This window comes from Gloeotrichia echinulata CP02, from assembly GCA_038087035.1.
Lineage (GTDB): Bacteria > Cyanobacteriota > Cyanobacteriia > Cyanobacteriales > Nostocaceae > Gloeotrichia > Gloeotrichia echinulata.
This window is the reverse complement of sequence record CP051187.1, coordinates 6,619,689-6,635,188: the sequence shown is the minus strand read 5'-3', so window position 1 is coordinate 6,635,188 and position 15,500 is coordinate 6,619,689. Positions and strand designations below refer to the sequence as shown.

17 protein-coding genes are annotated in these 15,500 nt (G+C 42.9%); 5 read left to right on the top strand and 12 right to left on the bottom strand.

Going from position 1 to position 15,500, the window contains the following annotated elements:
- Positions 1-39 precede the first annotated feature (39 nt).
- The 4 genes from HEQ19_29550 to HEQ19_29535 all read right to left on the bottom strand — a co-directional run bounded on the left by HEQ19_29550 (position 40) and on the right by HEQ19_29535 (position 3,888).
- Positions 40-684 carry a hypothetical protein gene (locus tag HEQ19_29550; GenBank protein WYM03009.1) on the bottom strand — a complete coding sequence of 215 codons (645 nt, stop codon included), beginning with the start codon at positions 682-684 and terminating at the stop codon, positions 40-42.
- A gap of 122 nt (positions 685-806) precedes the next feature.
- Positions 807-1,466, bottom strand: a complete 660-nt coding sequence (locus HEQ19_29545; GenBank protein ID WYM03008.1) for a cadmium resistance transporter — start codon at positions 1,464-1,466, stop codon at positions 807-809.
- Between the two features lie 20 nt (positions 1,467-1,486).
- On the bottom strand, positions 1,487-2,185 hold the full coding sequence (locus tag HEQ19_29540) for a cadmium resistance transporter (GenBank protein ID WYM03007.1): 699 nt from the start codon (positions 2,183-2,185) through the stop codon (positions 1,487-1,489).
- A gap of 245 nt (positions 2,186-2,430) precedes the next feature.
- Positions 2,431-3,888, bottom strand: coding sequence for an APC family permease (locus HEQ19_29535; GenBank protein WYM03006.1), 1,458 nt, complete (start codon positions 3,886-3,888; stop codon positions 2,431-2,433).
- 994 nt (positions 3,889-4,882) lie between these two features.
- On the opposite strand from HEQ19_29535, the gene HEQ19_29530 reads away from it, so the two are divergent.
- The 4 genes from HEQ19_29530 to HEQ19_29515 all read left to right on the top strand — a co-directional run bounded on the left by HEQ19_29530 (position 4,883) and on the right by HEQ19_29515 (position 8,555).
- A complete protein-coding gene (locus HEQ19_29530; protein WYM03690.2) occupies positions 4,883-5,347 on the top strand; it encodes a hypothetical protein in 465 nt (154 codons plus the stop codon).
- Positions 5,348-5,472: 125 nt separating this feature from the next.
- Positions 5,473-6,264, top strand: a complete 792-nt coding sequence (locus HEQ19_29525) for a sulfite exporter TauE/SafE family protein (protein WYM03005.1) — start codon at positions 5,473-5,475, stop codon at positions 6,262-6,264.
- 269 nt (positions 6,265-6,533) lie between these two features.
- Positions 6,534-7,703, top strand: coding sequence for an MFS transporter (locus tag HEQ19_29520; GenBank protein ID WYM03004.2), 1,170 nt, complete (start codon positions 6,534-6,536; stop codon positions 7,701-7,703).
- 69 nt (positions 7,704-7,772) lie between these two features.
- On the top strand, positions 7,773-8,555 hold the full coding sequence (locus HEQ19_29515) for a Uma2 family endonuclease (GenBank protein WYM03003.1): 783 nt from the start codon (positions 7,773-7,775) through the stop codon (positions 8,553-8,555).
- Here HEQ19_29515 and HEQ19_29510 read toward each other — a convergent pair.
- A complete protein-coding gene (locus HEQ19_29510; protein WYL98140.1) occupies positions 8,520-8,744 on the bottom strand; it encodes a hypothetical protein in 225 nt (74 codons plus the stop codon). The two genes, HEQ19_29515 and HEQ19_29510, sit on opposite strands and share 36 nt — an antisense overlap.
- A gap of 20 nt (positions 8,745-8,764) precedes the next feature.
- Here HEQ19_29510 and HEQ19_29505 point away from each other — a divergent pair, with 20 nt between their 5' ends.
- Positions 8,765-9,949 carry an LLM class flavin-dependent oxidoreductase gene (locus tag HEQ19_29505; GenBank protein WYM03002.1) on the top strand — a complete coding sequence of 395 codons (1,185 nt, stop codon included), beginning with the start codon at positions 8,765-8,767 and terminating at the stop codon, positions 9,947-9,949.
- Between the two features lie 6 nt (positions 9,950-9,955).
- Here the strand turns inward: HEQ19_29505 and HEQ19_29500 are convergent, their stop codons facing one another.
- The 7 genes from HEQ19_29500 to HEQ19_29470 form a co-directional block, all read right to left on the bottom strand.
- Positions 9,956-10,156: a hypothetical protein gene (locus HEQ19_29500; GenBank protein ID WYM03001.1), complete on the bottom strand. Its 201-nt coding sequence runs from the start codon at positions 10,154-10,156 to the stop codon at positions 9,956-9,958.
- 66 nt (positions 10,157-10,222) lie between these two features.
- A complete protein-coding gene (locus HEQ19_29495) occupies positions 10,223-10,690 on the bottom strand; it encodes an ABC transporter permease subunit (GenBank protein WZI67061.1) in 468 nt (155 codons plus the stop codon).
- Positions 10,665-12,143 carry a transposase gene (locus tag HEQ19_29490; protein WYM03689.2) on the bottom strand — a complete coding sequence of 493 codons (1,479 nt, stop codon included), beginning with the start codon at positions 12,141-12,143 and terminating at the stop codon, positions 10,665-10,667. The genes HEQ19_29495 and HEQ19_29490 overlap by 26 nt, the downstream gene beginning before the upstream one ends.
- Positions 12,144-12,305: 162 nt before the next feature.
- Positions 12,306-12,539 carry a hypothetical protein gene (locus tag HEQ19_29485; protein ID WZI67060.1) on the bottom strand — a complete coding sequence of 78 codons (234 nt, stop codon included), beginning with the start codon at positions 12,537-12,539 and terminating at the stop codon, positions 12,306-12,308.
- A complete protein-coding gene (locus tag HEQ19_29480; protein WYM03000.1) occupies positions 12,539-13,516 on the bottom strand; it encodes an ATP-binding cassette domain-containing protein in 978 nt (325 codons plus the stop codon). The genes HEQ19_29485 and HEQ19_29480 overlap by 1 nt, the downstream gene beginning before the upstream one ends.
- A 174-nt stretch (positions 13,517-13,690) precedes the next feature.
- The gene (locus tag HEQ19_29475) at positions 13,691-14,512 is read right to left on the bottom strand and encodes a hypothetical protein (GenBank protein ID WYM02999.1); all 822 of its coding nucleotides are present in this window, start codon (positions 14,510-14,512) and stop codon (positions 13,691-13,693) included.
- Between the two features lie 127 nt (positions 14,513-14,639).
- Entirely contained in the window at positions 14,640-15,455 is an 816-nt protein-coding gene (locus tag HEQ19_29470) for a hypothetical protein (protein ID WYM02998.1), read from the bottom strand.
- Between the last annotated feature and the right edge of the window lie 45 nt (positions 15,456-15,500).

Genomic DNA, 15,500 nt, shown 5'->3' with positions numbered 1-15,500 from the left:
AATCGGAGAATATATATCTTTCTCCTTATTCTCTATTTCCTAATCTTCAATTGGGGCGTTGGGAACTTGTGCTTCGATTTGCGCTATTGAGTAATCAGGGATTAACAAATTACCTTCACCTGTTTTGATAATTTGAGCGGGGGGTACATTGAATTCAATTGCACCAGTTGTGGGATTTGTTGTAGCTACTAATTGAGTTCCGGGGACGATTTTGATTGCTAGGGATGCGGTTAATTCTTGTCCTTGGGTGTCACCAGGGGTTAACCCAGCAACTTTGGCACCAGTCGGTAAATAAATAGCATCACAATTCCATTCGTTTTCTGTAATTTCACCATTTCCTAAAAAGTAGAGGCTACCGACTTGGAAAGGAGCAGATTTTTTGGGTTTATGGGTGTAAACAGCCAGTGTTTTACCAGTTTCATTTCGACACTGTGCCCAGGTACGAGCAGATTCTATGATATATTTTTGCAGTTGTAATTGTCCCAACTTCCGCTCAATTTCTTCTGCTGTATAACCTGATGTTTCTGGTGCTTTCTTTGCTTCCAAGAGGTCATTGTATGCTTGAGTAATTTCGGTATATTCAGGAGCTAAAGTCAGTTTTGGTCTGTCCGCCCATGAGGGTTCAGCAATTACGAAGTTTACCAAAAGTGCTAGAACTACTAAAGCAATTTTGAAGACTTTCATGATTTTTTTCCTTTGTCAGAATGAGAATTTTGAGAATTGTTTATTCAATTTTTATGTTACTTCCACAAAGTATTTAAGGTATTGAGGATGAGCAACATATCTGGAAAGCTACAGTCGGCGATTTATTGGAACTGCGGGATTAGGCGATAAGTACCGCTTTCTATTAAAATGAAAATTCCTAAACCAATTAATACAAAAGGAACAATCCCATGACCGTAGCGAGTTAAAATTTGGGCAATTGTGGGATGGAGAGTTAATTGGTAAGCGATGTAGCACCAAACCCCAATCAATATCAAGAAAACGCTGAGAATTACTCCTAAACTTACTAGGTTGCTACTTGCGAATAGTGGCACATAAATCCCAATATTATCTCCTCCATTAGCAAGAGTTACGGCTGCAACTTTATAAGTTTGGGGAGAAAGAACACTAGCAAGTATTGACACCATAGATGTATTCCCTGTTGTTGAGTTTAATTCATCAGATACTGTCTGAATTTCGTTTTCTTTACTGTCACGATTGACTAGGCGGTTGATACCTATAGCGATGGGGACTAAACCGAGTATCCCAATCCAAGCTTTTGGTATGATTAAGCCACCAAAGAAACCCGGTAGACTAGCGATGAGAATGACGCTAAAGCCTAGATATTGACCAATAATGATGTGTCGGCGACGAAAGTGAGGATTTACTTGTGCGAAGAATATCATTAAGATGATAATGTCATCTAGATTGGTGGCTGCAAAGGATGCGATCGCTGCAATTATGACTTCGACAAGCTTAACCATGACGCCATCTATCGCCTATTTCAATTATTTTCCACTTCTTTTGAGGGTCTATATTTCTTGACTATTCCCATCAAACATAAACAACTCGCTATTAAAGCCAGGGGAGTCATAGCTTGACTGTCCAAGATAATAAACGTACCCAATCCCACTAAAACAAAGGGAACCAGACTATTACCATAGCGAGTCAAGAAATTAGCGATCGCACTTTGGCGGGTTAATTGGTAACTCGCATAGCACCAAACCCCAACGAGGGTAAAGAATACACTGAGCATCACCACCAGTTCCCCTAAGTTATTGCTGGCAAACAAGGGTACATAGATACCTATATTATCACTCCCGTTGGCGATGGTAATTGCTGCGACGCTATAAGTTTGAGGAGAAAGAAAATTGGCTAGACCAGAGGTTGGGGATAGATTCGCATTTTGATTGACTTCCTCTGATGAATCACTTTCTTGATTCAGCCAACGACCCAAACCGATAGCTATGGGTATGAGTCCCAGCAGTCCAATCCAATGTGGTGGAAAAATTAAACCCCCAAAAAAGCCGGGAATGCTAGCTAGCACAAGTGCCGCAAAGCCTATATACTGACCAACAACAATATGCCAACGATGGAAAGTTGCATTTATTTGTGAGAACAAAAGTGTCAAAATCACCAAATCATCAAGGTTGGTAGCTGTAAAGGCTGTAATTGCTGTGGTTATTGCTGTGATTATGTTCATTGTCATTTGTCATTTGTCATTTGTCATTGGTCAAAAGTCAAAAGTCAAAAGTCAAAAGTCAAAAGTCAAAAGTCAAAAGTCAAAAGTCAAAAGTCAAAAGTCAAAAGTCAAAAGTCAAAAGTCATTTGTCCTTGAAACTCCCAACTCCTCACTCCTAACTCCTCACTCATAACTCCTAACTCCTCACTCATAACTCCTAACTCCTCACTCATAACTCCCAACTCATAACTCCCAACTCCCAGTTCCTAGTCCCTACTCCCTACTTCATTAAATCTGACGTGAATAGCTTCAATCGCGCGCTCCATTTTCTTGACCATTTTTGGATAACGTTGCTTTTGGATGATGAACCATCCATAACCTGCACTCAGGTAGAGCAAGAATAGATAAGGAAAGGCGTTGTAAGGTGCTTCTGGTACAGGGAAGAGGCTACTACCAGGAATCCCCACGGTCCCTACTATGGGGATCATCATAAAAGCTACGCCTAAGGCAGAGAATACTATGTCTAGCGATCGCAACTTTCCTATCCTATATAGATATACTGGCGCTGCGAGGCAAACTAGAATGTACACCAGCAAGAATCCATAGGTACAAATGGTTCCCAGATAACCCATGCTCTCAAAGGGTTTGAGTCCGAATAGGTTCATGGAAGCTGGGATGAAAAATGTAATTAAGGATGATAAAGCGATCGCTGTATGGGGTGTCAGGTTATCATCATGGGCTTTACCCAGTGAAGCGTGAATTAAACCGTGACGCGCCATCATAAAGAAGATTCTGGCCGCTGGATTGATACAAGCGAGGATACAGGCGAAGAATGATAGCAGTGCGCCTAAAGCAATTAGTTCTCCCAAAAAGCCTACACCTGCTTGATTTGCTAAAAATGATAGCGGTTCTTCGGTTTTCGCTAAGTCAACGGAACTATTACCGAAACCCAGAACTTCAATGTAAGCCATGAGGATGAAGAACAAACCAGCTTGTAGAGCGCTTTGAATCACTGCTTTGGGAATGTTTTTCAAGGGCTTTTGCGCTTCATCACCTAAAGAAGTTGCACTTTCAAAGCCGGAAAAACCAAACACCACCAAGACAATCCCCATTGCTACACCACTAGGAGTTGCACCTTTTAGGGTGAGTTGGGACATGTCAATTGCAAAGCCATTGTGTATCCAAACAATCAATCCTAAAATCGCAATCAATCCTACAGAGATTCCCTCTAACCACAGCATGGCTTTTGCTGATAGCTGAATGTCCTTATATGCAGCGTACCAGGCGATCGCAGTTCCCAACCCCAACAGCGTCAGAATATGGGTTTGAATCCCAATATGACTCAACAAGGTTTGACCAAAGTTAGCAAACCCACATAAGACCGACATCCCTGTAAACAAATACGCCAATATCAACCCCCAGCCACATATCACACCTGCTGTGGAACCGAGACCCTTGGCGATGTAGGTATACAGCGAACCCGGAGAAGCCGTACGACTGGCGAATTGGTTGATGTTGAAACTGACAAACACCAGTCCAATCAAACCGATTAAGAAACTTAACCATGTACCATTTCCTGAAGAGGCAAATATCAACCCTAAATTTGCAGCCGGTGTAGTAGTTGGTGCAATTACGGCGACTGATTGAGCCAGAATTTCCCCATATGAAAGACACTCTCTTTTTAAGCCGTGAATACTAGCATTTAGTTTTCCTTCACTTGTCATAGCCATCATTTCCTTCATTTTTGAGCGTTTGCTGCTCTAACGCTCGATTTTCATTTGCTTTTTTTACTTACTTACTTACTTACTTACTTACTTACTTACGATCGCTTCCTCCCAAAGGTTTAATTTCACTGTATCCTGTTTGCTTAATCGGAGCAAACACTATTTTTTTTTAAATAGATAAATTCAAGTGATTGAATCTACATTACATGGTTTTTACTAATTAGAAAACTCCCTAATTCCTTGAGGGATTAGAGCCTTTAAGTAATGCGAAAAACTAAAAATTAGTGGAATGACAGAACAGTGTCAATGAACTCAAATCATGCTAAAAGTGTGAGTTTTTCGTCTCAAAGCCTTATCCAATAAGGATTGTACAAGAGTTCGTTGAAAACTATCACCAGGACAAAGCATCTTAAACTGGCACAATCGTGGCACAGTTAAAGTTGATTATGGAATCAATATATGCGTTTATAATCCTGAGTCTATTGGTGATATTTCATTACTAGAAAATGGCTGTTTTTCGATGCTGGGTCATACCCCCTAATTGATTCGCTCACAGCATAATTCAACATTGACGATTTCCCAGGGTTCGACTCAAGCGCAACGACCAAGCAGTCCTGTTTTAGATGTCGTTTAAATTCAACTACCTGACTAATTATAAATTATCAATTGGCGCGGCATTTTGGGTAAAACATCCATCTAATGCAGGTGTAAATTAAACTCGTCCTCATCCTAAAATATTTTTACTCAGCGTCTCGCTTCTATAACGATTAATCTATTGTGAAGCAACAAACCATAGTTTTTCCAGCAGATAAAATCAAAATAGGAACCAAAATACCTAGGAATTTATCTCCAGTTCAGCTTGCATTATCAGGCTTTTGCTCAATCTACGACCGTAAATAACAGTAAATCTGTCGGAATTGTGTATTAACATATAGACATTTGGGGATCTTTAGGATTAAACTACGATAAGTTCATCGTATTGCAGGAGATTAATATGGATAACACGTATGCAAATAGCAGTAAATATAACTCAAAAGAGGAATTTTATACTGAACACCCACTACAGACAGTTCCAGAGGGATGGAATATAGGAATCATGCTCAAAAGACTCAGAGGCGGATTTTTTGTGGTAATTGGATTTTTGCTGTCACCCATGTCTTGGTGGAATGACCTGTTTTTCAATCTACCAATAGCTTATGGGTTTGGTTATCTCTGTAGTTTGTTCTCGCCAAATTTACTGATACCTTGTTCAATCCTCGGCTACTGGCTCTCTAACATAGCAGGGATTCTTTTGATGCAAGTAGGGCTTGTAGACGTTGTTCAAGGCCAACCTAAAGAACGCAACCTCAAAAAAGAGCTATTGATGGGTTTAGGCTCTTCAACGGTCTATACCATAGTGATTCTCATATTGATACATTTCAATATTCTTGATACTCCAGCACTATTCCCCGGTAGTTAGCCGGGGTTTTTTTATGGGGAATAAAACCCTAAAGTTCTGTAACAAGGACTTACTTAGTAGAGAAGCAAAAGCTTATTTTCAGTCAGAGATTCAGTAATTCCACATCCTATCTTATTAAGAGTAATATGGACTTTTTATTATTACCATTACTAAGCCTTTTCATCGGTATTATTGTTGGTTTGACAGGCGTTGGTGGAGCTTCTCTTATCACACCAATGTTAATTTTTGTATTTCAAGTACCGCCTGCTGTTGCAGTGAGTTCTGATGTAGTAGCTGCAACTTTAATGAAGGTTATCGGCGGATTTAAACATTGGGAACAGCAAACAATTGATGTACCAGTTGTCACATGGCTAGCCTTGGGAAGTGTTCCCGGTTCACTAACAGGAGTAGGAATTTTATACCTGTTAAAACATACAGAAAATTTCAATCTAGATGATATTCTCCTCCGATTAATTGGCGTGATGATTTTATTAGTTACCTGTTTAGGGGTGACACAACTACTTCTCAAGATATTTTTCCCTAATTTGGAATTACCCGAACCACCCAAATTTGACTTAAATACTAACTTAGGTAGAATCCAAACCCTAGCTTTGGGAGCCTTTTTAGGCTGTATGGTGGGGATAACTAGTGTCTCTTCTGGTTCAATGTTTGCGATAGTGCTGATTGCCTTTTTTCAGCTTGAGTCGCAGAAATTAGTAGGTACAGATTTAGCACAAGCAGCAATTTTGTTGTTATTCACCTCCATCGGACATATATTATTAGGAACAGTGAACTGGGGCTTAGTAATCCCAATTTGGATTGGTACAGTTCCCGGGGTGATGATTGGTGCAAAACTTTGCCAAATGATACCTCAAAATACACTCCGCATTGTGATTTACGCTATCTTAGGTATGGTGAGTTGGAAGTTAGTTTATTAACCTAAGTAGGTGGGCGCTAAAAAGCTTGTGATTGCGAAGATGAAACTGCTCAAACGCGGGGATGATCCCACTGATTTGGTAGTGCGAGCCTTGCAACCATCATTGTGGGTATTAATTTTCGGGCAAGTGTTCTTGCATACATATTAGATCAATTTTATCATACCTACAGGTGACTTACCTTGAGCAAACAGAAAAGAAACTTACCCAATAGTACGCCTGCACAACATGATCCTTTTGCCGCCTTACGGTTTCGAGATTATCGACTATTTATGATTGGGCGTGTACTTTTGTTCATCGGGTCACAAATGCAGACTGTAGCCATTGGTTGGGAGCTCTACGAGCGGACAAATTCAGCTTTAGCGTTAGGTGGTGTGGGGTTAGCCCAAGTCTTACCGATGATTGCTCTGACCTTAATTGCTGGCGATGTCGCCGATCGCCGTGATCGCAAACTCATAGTGTTATTATCAGTATTTTTATTAGTTTTATGTTCCCTAACTTTGGGTCTACTTTCATGGACTAAAGGCGCAGTCATTTTATTTTATGTTTGCTTAGTTTTTACAGGGATTGCTAAAGCGTTTTTGAAACCAGCCAGTGATGCCTTGATGTGGCAATTTATACCTGTTAGTGCTTTTACCAATGCAGCTACTTGGAATAGTAGTAGCTTTCAGTTAGCCTCAGTCATTGGCCCGGCTTTGGGAGGATTTGGTATTGCTTTGTTGGGAGGTGCCACAGGGGTCTATGTGTTGGCGGCGATCGCTAGTTTGATGTGTTTTATCTTAACTGCGGCGCTCTCAAAACAAGAAACCATTCAAGCCAAAGAACCAATCTCACTCAAAGCCTTGTCAGCCGGGGCTAAGTTCGTCTGGGAAAATCAATTGATTTTAGCAGCGATTACCTTGGATATGTTTGCAGTGTTGTTGGGGGGTGCGATCGCGCTACTACCGATCTTCGCCAGGGATATTTTACGAGTCGGTCCATTAGAGTTAGGCTACCTCCAAGCAGCCCCCTCGATAGGGGCCTTATTTATGGCAGTTTTACTAGCATATCTACCACCCTTACGCAAAGCTGGGCCTGCTTTACTCTGGTCAGTAGTTGGCTTTGGGGTGGTAACAATTATCTTTGGGTTGTCGCGATGGTTTTGGCTGTCACTCTTGATGCTAGTGCTGAGTGGCGCACTAGACACGATTAGCGTTGTGATTCGCCACACCTTAGTGCAGATTAGAACCCCAGATCATTTACGTGGTCGGGTTGCGGCAATTAATAGTGTATTTATTAGTGCCTCCAATGAGTTAGGAGGCTTTGAATCGGGCTTGACAGCAGCTTTATTCGGCCCAGTTATCTCTGTAGTTGGTGGTGGAATTGGCACAATTTTTGTAGTGATTGCTGTAGCTGTGATCTGGCCGGGTATTGCCAAGCTAGGAGCATTGCAAGAATATTAGGACAACTGCTAACTTCCTACTCTGCGCTTAAGATGGAATTTTAGGGCTTAATGAGAAAGGCGATCGCTCATGACTACTGAAAACCAAACAGCAGCGATATTGCAACCAACAGCCGTTGTGGACTGGGAACCCCCCATGCCACCTACAGATTTAATATTTGATGATGGTGAACCCTTGGAATCAAATCGTCACCGGATTGCGATGAATGTCCTCATTCGGTCATTGCAGCAAGCTTGGACTGAGCGCAATGATTATTTTACTGGGGGAAATATGTTTATTTATTACAGCAGTACCCAAGTTCGTAACCGTGACTTTCGCGGCCCGGATTTTTTTGCTGTGTTGAATGTTGACGGTAATAACCCAAGACAAGGTTGGGTAGTGTGGGAAGAAAATGGTCGTTATCCTGATGTGATTGTGGAATTAATGTCACCATCTACCGCAGTAATAGATAAAGGCATTAAGAAAAATCTTTACGAACAAACTTTCCATACCTCAGATTATTTTGTCTTGGACCCCTTTGACCCTAATTCTTTGCAGGGATGGCATTTAGATGATAATCAACAATACCAGCCTTTAATTCCAAATGAGCGCAATTGGCTATGGTGTAGACGTTTAAATTTCTGGTTGGGAACGTGGGAAGGAACTATAGATAGAGAAACTGCAATATGGTTGCGGTTTTATGATGTAGCTGGAAATTTGGTTTTGTTACCAGAAGAAGCAGCCAAAGCACAAGCAGAAGCCGCACTAGCAAGAGAGGAGGAAGCGAAAGCACGAGAGGAGGAAGCAAAAGCACGAGCCGACCGGTTAGCGGCTAAATTAAGAGAATTGGGTGAAAATCCCGATTTGTTCTAAATCTTCTCGACTGCTGGCTTTGACTTTGACTTTGAGCTTTTTCCCATTGGCCTCAACTTCTAACTCTATCGATTTGTTACCGAGGCGATCGCCCAAAAATCCCAGGGCTTTAATCCAGCTTTTTTGAAAAACTACGGTAAATCTATCAATAAACCGTAGTTTACCTATATAATTTTTCTCAACGTTCAAATACAGGACTTCTTTGCACGATGACCCTTAGCCACCACCCCGGTTCTCTCGTAGGCTGGGAACGCTTTGCGGCTCCCACAGACTTTGCTGATAGCCCCCTTTCTCTGGCGCTGAAACAGCCGATTCTGCTCGGTCTTTTCCTCCCAATCCAGGCAGGGGGTTGGAGCGCCTCCACCCTACCGCGTACTACCGACTGGAGCTTTGAATACAACAAAGCCCTGGTGTTACGTGCCGAGTCCCTGGGCTTTGATTTGGTGTTTGCGCTGTCGCAGTGGCTACCCAAGGGCGGCTATGGCGGCGTCCTCAACGGACAGGCACTAGACTCCTTTGTCACCACCGCCGCGCTGACAAGCCTAACGCAGAAGATACTACTGATTTCTACCATCCATGTACTATATGGACCACTGCATCCGCTGCACTTAGCCAAGTACGGCGCAACCCTAGACCATATATCCAGTAGCCGCTGGGGCATCAATGTAGTGACTGGTCACCGCGCAGTTGAACACGAGATGTTCGGCTGGAATCGGATTGAGCATGACCGCCGCTATGAACTCGCATCTGAGTTCATCGAAGTATTGCAGCGCTTGTGGAATGACGATGATAACTTCTCGTTTCAGGGCGAGTCATCGTGGAAGCTGAAGGATGCTTTCGTCACACCCAAGCCGAAATACGGCCGCCCGGTACTTGTTAACGCCACTGGTTCGGATGCCGGCATCTCTTTCGCGGCGCGATACTCTGACATCGTGTTCATCACTAGCCCTGGGGGATCTGACTTCAAAAGCGCCATTGAATTGCTACCAGCCCACACGGCGCGGATTAAGCAAGCAGCGAGTGATATCGGCCGCTCTGTACGTACTCTCCTCAACCCGATGGTGATCAGCCGCCAGACCGAGGCCGAGACTGGGGCTTATTACGATGCGATCGTCGCCCACGCCGACCCAGATACGCCTCTGGGCTTTGGACGCTTCGACAGCGACGCCCACGCTTGGAAGGGACGCCAAGACAAGGATGCACCCAAACGCCGTGCTATTGGCGGTAACATTGAGGTGATTGGCACGCCAGAGCAGGTGGTTGAGCAGTTCCTGTTGCTGAAGGAGGCTGGTGTTGACGGGTTGCAGTTGAGCTTTTTTGACTTCCAACCAGACCTGGAATTTTTCGGCGATCAGATCCTACCGCTAATGAAGCAGGCGGGACTCAGGCTTTGAGGAGACTTAATCTGGTTTCACAATCGCCTTGTTTGCCCTGTTGCGAGACCGAAGCAAATCATTAGGCTGTTGCTGGTATTCCCAGATATCGCATATTCCCTGTTCTTGATCAACTAACAACTGTAGACGCTCTGGTAATTTAGTCTTGTACGAGAGTGACCAAAATTCGTTATCCAAGCATTCTCTCTCAATTTGACCAAAAAACATCTGTTCAACTCCTTTTTTGTCAGTTGTTAGTTGTCATTTGTTATTACGTCCCTTCTCTCCCTTGTCCTATTTCTTTCGCATCTGCTGTGCCAGGCGATCGCCTACAAGCTGTATAATCTGTACCAGGACAATCAATGTCGCAATAGTAGAAAACATCACCCCAACATCAAACCGTTGGTAGCCATATTGAATTGCCAAATTACCTAATCCACCGCCACCGACCGCCCCAGCCATTGCCGAAGAATTAAGTAAACTCACGATGAGGATTGTGCCACCCAATACTAAAGATGGGAAGGCTTCGGGAATCAGGACTTTAAAGATGATTTGCCAATAGTTACAACCCATAGCCTGGGCTGCTTCTACAAGTCCCTTATCTACTTCTAAGAGGCTGGTTTCGGCAATTCGGGCAAAAAATGGGATGGCGGCGAGAGTCAGGGGTACTAACGCGGCAGTGCTACCGATGGATGTCCCAACAATTAATCGCGTTAATGGTGTTAAAACTAGTGAACTACCTACACCGATTTGGAGTACCAAATACGGTATAGGCTTCTGGTACATTTCGCAATGCTGCCAGAACTTCCTTAGAGGTACTATTAGTAGTAGAACCATCCACTACCGGATTCCCTTTACGGCGTTTTATCGTTGGGAACAGTCCCAGCCCAACGCGCTTTACGTTGATAGCGGCATTAATATCCCTATCAACCAAAAGCGATTCTTTTTCGTCCCAATAATTACGAATGTTGCAATCAGTGAAGATAAATTCATCACGATACGCAAGCAATTGAGATGTGTATGCAGGTTTGACTGCTATTGTCCTAGTTCCAGCTTTTCGGGCTATGTATTCTAGGATTGTGAAAAATTGTCCAAATGCAGCATCGTTCCAGGATTTATTTAATCCTGATTTAGCTGATTGACCGTTGGGTAAATATTTCCCATTTTCATCTTGTTTGGCTTTATTTTTCTTTGATAAAGCTCTTAAATTTAAATCTTCATATACAAAAACTTTCTTCCCAGTTTTGAGCAAGGTATGGGCAGTTTTAAAAGCATGGTCAATTCTAGCTCTGGCAATACGTTGATGTTCTTTTGCTTCTTTTTTAGCTAATTTACGGCGTGATTTACTGCCCTTTTTCTTGGTGGATTTACGTTTGGATATATCTGCTAGTCTCTTTTCGGACTTAGAGAAAGATTTTAGCGATGGTAGCTTGGTATTCTCTGAAGTTGCCAAATAATCATCTTCATGTAATACTGCATCCAATCCAAGACTGTTTTCCCAAGTTGGAGCAATTTCATCAGGTGTAAAGGTAGGAATATTTGGGTCTGACAAACAAATGGTTACGTACCACCCATCCGCCTTTTTTGTCAAAAGAGCATTTTTTAAAATAAATCCATTAGGTAATGGGCGATGTAAACGCACCTTTACCCAGCCTTTTAATTTTGAAAATGACAAAAATAGCCATTCTTGCTCAACACGTTCGACAGTAATAGCTTGACCTTCAATTTTTATTGTGCGATAACGCGCAGCATTTTTAAAACGAGGTTTGCCACTACGATTTCCTTTGTAATCACCTTCAATAAAGCGAGAAAAAGCCAAGTCTACACGCTTGGATACATCCTGTAATGTCTGAGATGGAACACTTGTAAAGTCTAGTAGTTCACCAGAATGACTTACCTTTATCAAGTCGGACTTAATAACAGGAAGTTGTTTTTTTTGTGAGTAATAGTCGGGGTTGTCTCGTAATTTTGGTATTGAACAAATTAACGGACAAAAATTAATTGCAGTCCGATTATACTGATACCAGTCGAACCTGTCTCCTAACTGCCTGTTGTACCAGTATCGACAAATTCTTAACCAATTGTTTAGCTGGATTTTTTGCTTGGTGTCTGGATAAGCGCGGTACTGATAGTTAAGCAGTATAAGGAAATCACCTACTTGATTGCATTTAGTGTTGACGTTTATTACTATAAAGTATCGAGAAGGAAAAGTCAACTATGTTGAATCCCAAGACAAGCCAAAATAAAACAAAAGATTATTAATTACTCAACTGCCCCAATTACCGAATCAGCCTATGGCTAATATTGGTAATTGGGGCGTTTCGTAATTAATCGCCTTATATCCCGACACCAAACTGAGTACAGTTATGGTGCCAGGCTAAGGCGCGAAAGCTAACAAAATAATAAACGGAAATGAGCGCCCAGTATTAACAACAGCACTTAATCCTTTGTGCAATTTGGGATAATCTAGTAAGTTACCAGGGCCAGTCATCACCAACAATAAACCCAAAGGCAAACCTAAAAGCACAGCGATTAAGGCTGATGTCAAGACCATGTAAAAAGTTTCACCAGTAGCTAGCCAAAGACTAAACAGCAATTCCTGTCCTTGCATTAATGAACCTCCACTGCAAACTCTGACTCGTGTAAATATTCCAAAGCTTGGGCGATATTTTCCCCATCTAGTTCGATATGAAACTGACCAACACGTTGATTACCGATGGTTTCCACACTACCGCTGAGGATATTAATATCCACATCAAAACGACGTGCTAAAGTGGCGAATATCGGCTGATTGGCTTGTTCTCCCGCAAAGGCGATGGTTGCTAACACAGCACCAGCACGCGGTGTATATCCATTGCGACGGGGAAAAACTTCTTGGGACAGAAACGAGTCTGGCTTGGCTATCAAATCACTGACTTGTCCCTGTTCGACAATTTTGCCAGCATGGAGTACCGCTACACTGTCGCAAATTTGTTTGACTACCCCCATTTCATGGGTAATTAACAAAATTGTTAACCCCATACGCTTGTTAAGGTCGCGCAGTAGTTCTAAAATTGATCGCGTAGTTTGCGGATCGAGTGCGGAAGTTGCTTCATCGGAAAGTAACACTTTCGGTTCCCCAGCTAAAGCTCTCGCAATACCCACCCGCTGTTTTTGACCCCCCGAAAGCTGCGCTGGATAAGCGTTAGCCCTACCTGATAAGCCAACGAGTGAGATTAATTCTTCAACTTTCGCCCGTCGTTTCAGTTTGCTGTAACCAATCACTTCCAAGGGTAAGGCGATGTTTTCGGCCACAGTTCTGGAACTTAGTAAGTTGAAGTGTTGGAAAATCATACCTATGTGCTGACGGCTTTGGCGTAACTTGGCGCCAGAAAGTTTGGTTATCTCTTGTCCGTCTACGGTGACTGAACCGGATGTAGGCTTTTCTAATTGATTCACACAGCGAATTAAGGTGCTTTTTCCTGCTCCACTTTGTCCTAAAACACCAAAAATCTCACCTGCTTTGACGTGAAGGCTGACGCCATCTAGGGCTACTACTTTTTGTTCCCCTTGGTGATAGATTTTGCGGACATCAGTAAATGTAATCATTTCAGAATTTCGGCTCTTGCGTGCGTAGCGTGCTTAATTATTAATTAAAGTCGATTAAATTGCTTTAACAATAAGGCTTACGGGCGTTTATAATTTAATTTTTAGTAACACTAGCTCAAATACAAAAAATAATGGCTTTTATCTGAGCCAGTCAAGGGTTTTAAACTTATTTTTTCACAAATTCAGCACGCTAAGTACGGAAGAGCCAGAAAGCTGGGGATTGGGGATATCAAGCAGGTAAGAAATCACCTGTTTTCGCCAAGCATCGTATACTGGTTCAATACCCTTGGTGTTAGCACCATTAAAGTTTTCCGCATCAAGCCAGCGCTGTTTAATGTAAGGCGCACGCCGTTGTTGAATTTCTTCATCAAGTTCTAACAATTGTGCAGCAAGTTCCGATTGTTCGCTAGGTGAAGCTTGCTCAAACTTTTTGCGCCACCAATTAGCGATTGTTATGCGGTGAATCGCTTCATCATCGTTAAATTGCTCCTGACTTCTGTGGGCTAATTCTTCATCACCGATAAGCGATGTGAGTTTATTAAACCAAACTTGGGGTAAAATATGGTGTTCGTAGTGCAGTTCCCAAGCGATGAACCCAAGCCAGTTGCGATAGGGTACATCTTCTAAAAAATCCCAATGGCGTTGGGCTTCCCGTTGGATATCTTTAATGGGATCACGTCCAGTCAGAGCAATAATTCTCTCGCGAAAGGCGATCGCATGGGCGCCATCATCACCAATTTGTCTGCTCAAAATTAAATGCAAATCTGGGTCAGGAATCAACCAAATGGCCTTACTAGCAGCTTGCACAATAAATAAATCGTGACCACCTGTAGCAGCCCAATATTCATAGAAATTGGCTTTTTCTGCTTCTGTTTGTGGCGGACGACTAGCCTGTTGACGAATTAAGGGTATATGAGGAGCGTGCTGGTTAAACAGTTGCTCCAGATTTTGTTTTTCAAACTCTACATTCCAACTACGGGTTAAGCTTGCAGTCATAAATTCTCCTTGGTGAATGGGAGAGAGAGAGGGGGAGATGGGGAGAGGGGGGGAGGGGGGGATGGGGGGATGGGGTGAGAGATTGTGCCCTATGCCCCATGCCCCATGCCCTATGCCCCATACCCAGTTAATCGTTAACGCTCACAAGTTTGGGGAGTTTAGAAACAGGAATATCCAGAAAGTAAGATAGGACTTCCTGACGCCATGCATCATAAATGACAGGTAAAGTCGCAATTTCACTACCAATAGCGCGATGGGTAAGTTGCCAATGCTCCTTCAGGTAGGGATTCCGTCGCCTTTGACCTTCTTCATCCACGAATAGGACTTGTGCTATTAAATCCTCTTTTTCTGCGGTTGAGGCTTGGTCAAATTTGCGTTGCCACCAAGCGACAACTCCTAAACGATGAACAGCTTCATCTGGTAAAATTCTCTCGGCGGCAAACTTTCCTGATAGGGGGTCGTTGATGTTGGTGGTACGGCTATTCAGCAATAACAAAGCCACAATATGAAGTTCGTAGTGCAGCTCAAAGGACAAGAAACCTTGCCAATTACGAATCGGCAAATCTCCCATATATTCCCAATGCTTGTCCACTTGCTTTTGGATATCATCAATGGGGTCCCGTCCCGATAAGGCTTGGACACGCCGCCGAGTATTTTCAGCATGGGCGCCATCATCCCCCAATTGTCGGCTTAAAAATAGCTGCAATTCGGGATCAGGAATTTGGTCAATTACCTTGGCGCAGACTTGAACAATAAACAAGTCATGAGCTGCACCGCCAATGCGGAAGTGGTAGAAATTTTCGATTTCTTCTTCAGTTACTGGGGGTCTTGGCTCTTGTTGGCGAGTTTTCGGCAAATGCGGGGCGTGCTGATCAAGCAGTCTGTCAAAGATTTCAATTTCTAAATCAGTTGTCCAAGCAGGGCGTGTGAGGATTGCAGTCATAAAGTTTCCTTTAGGTATTGGGTATTGGGTATTAGGTAATGGGGT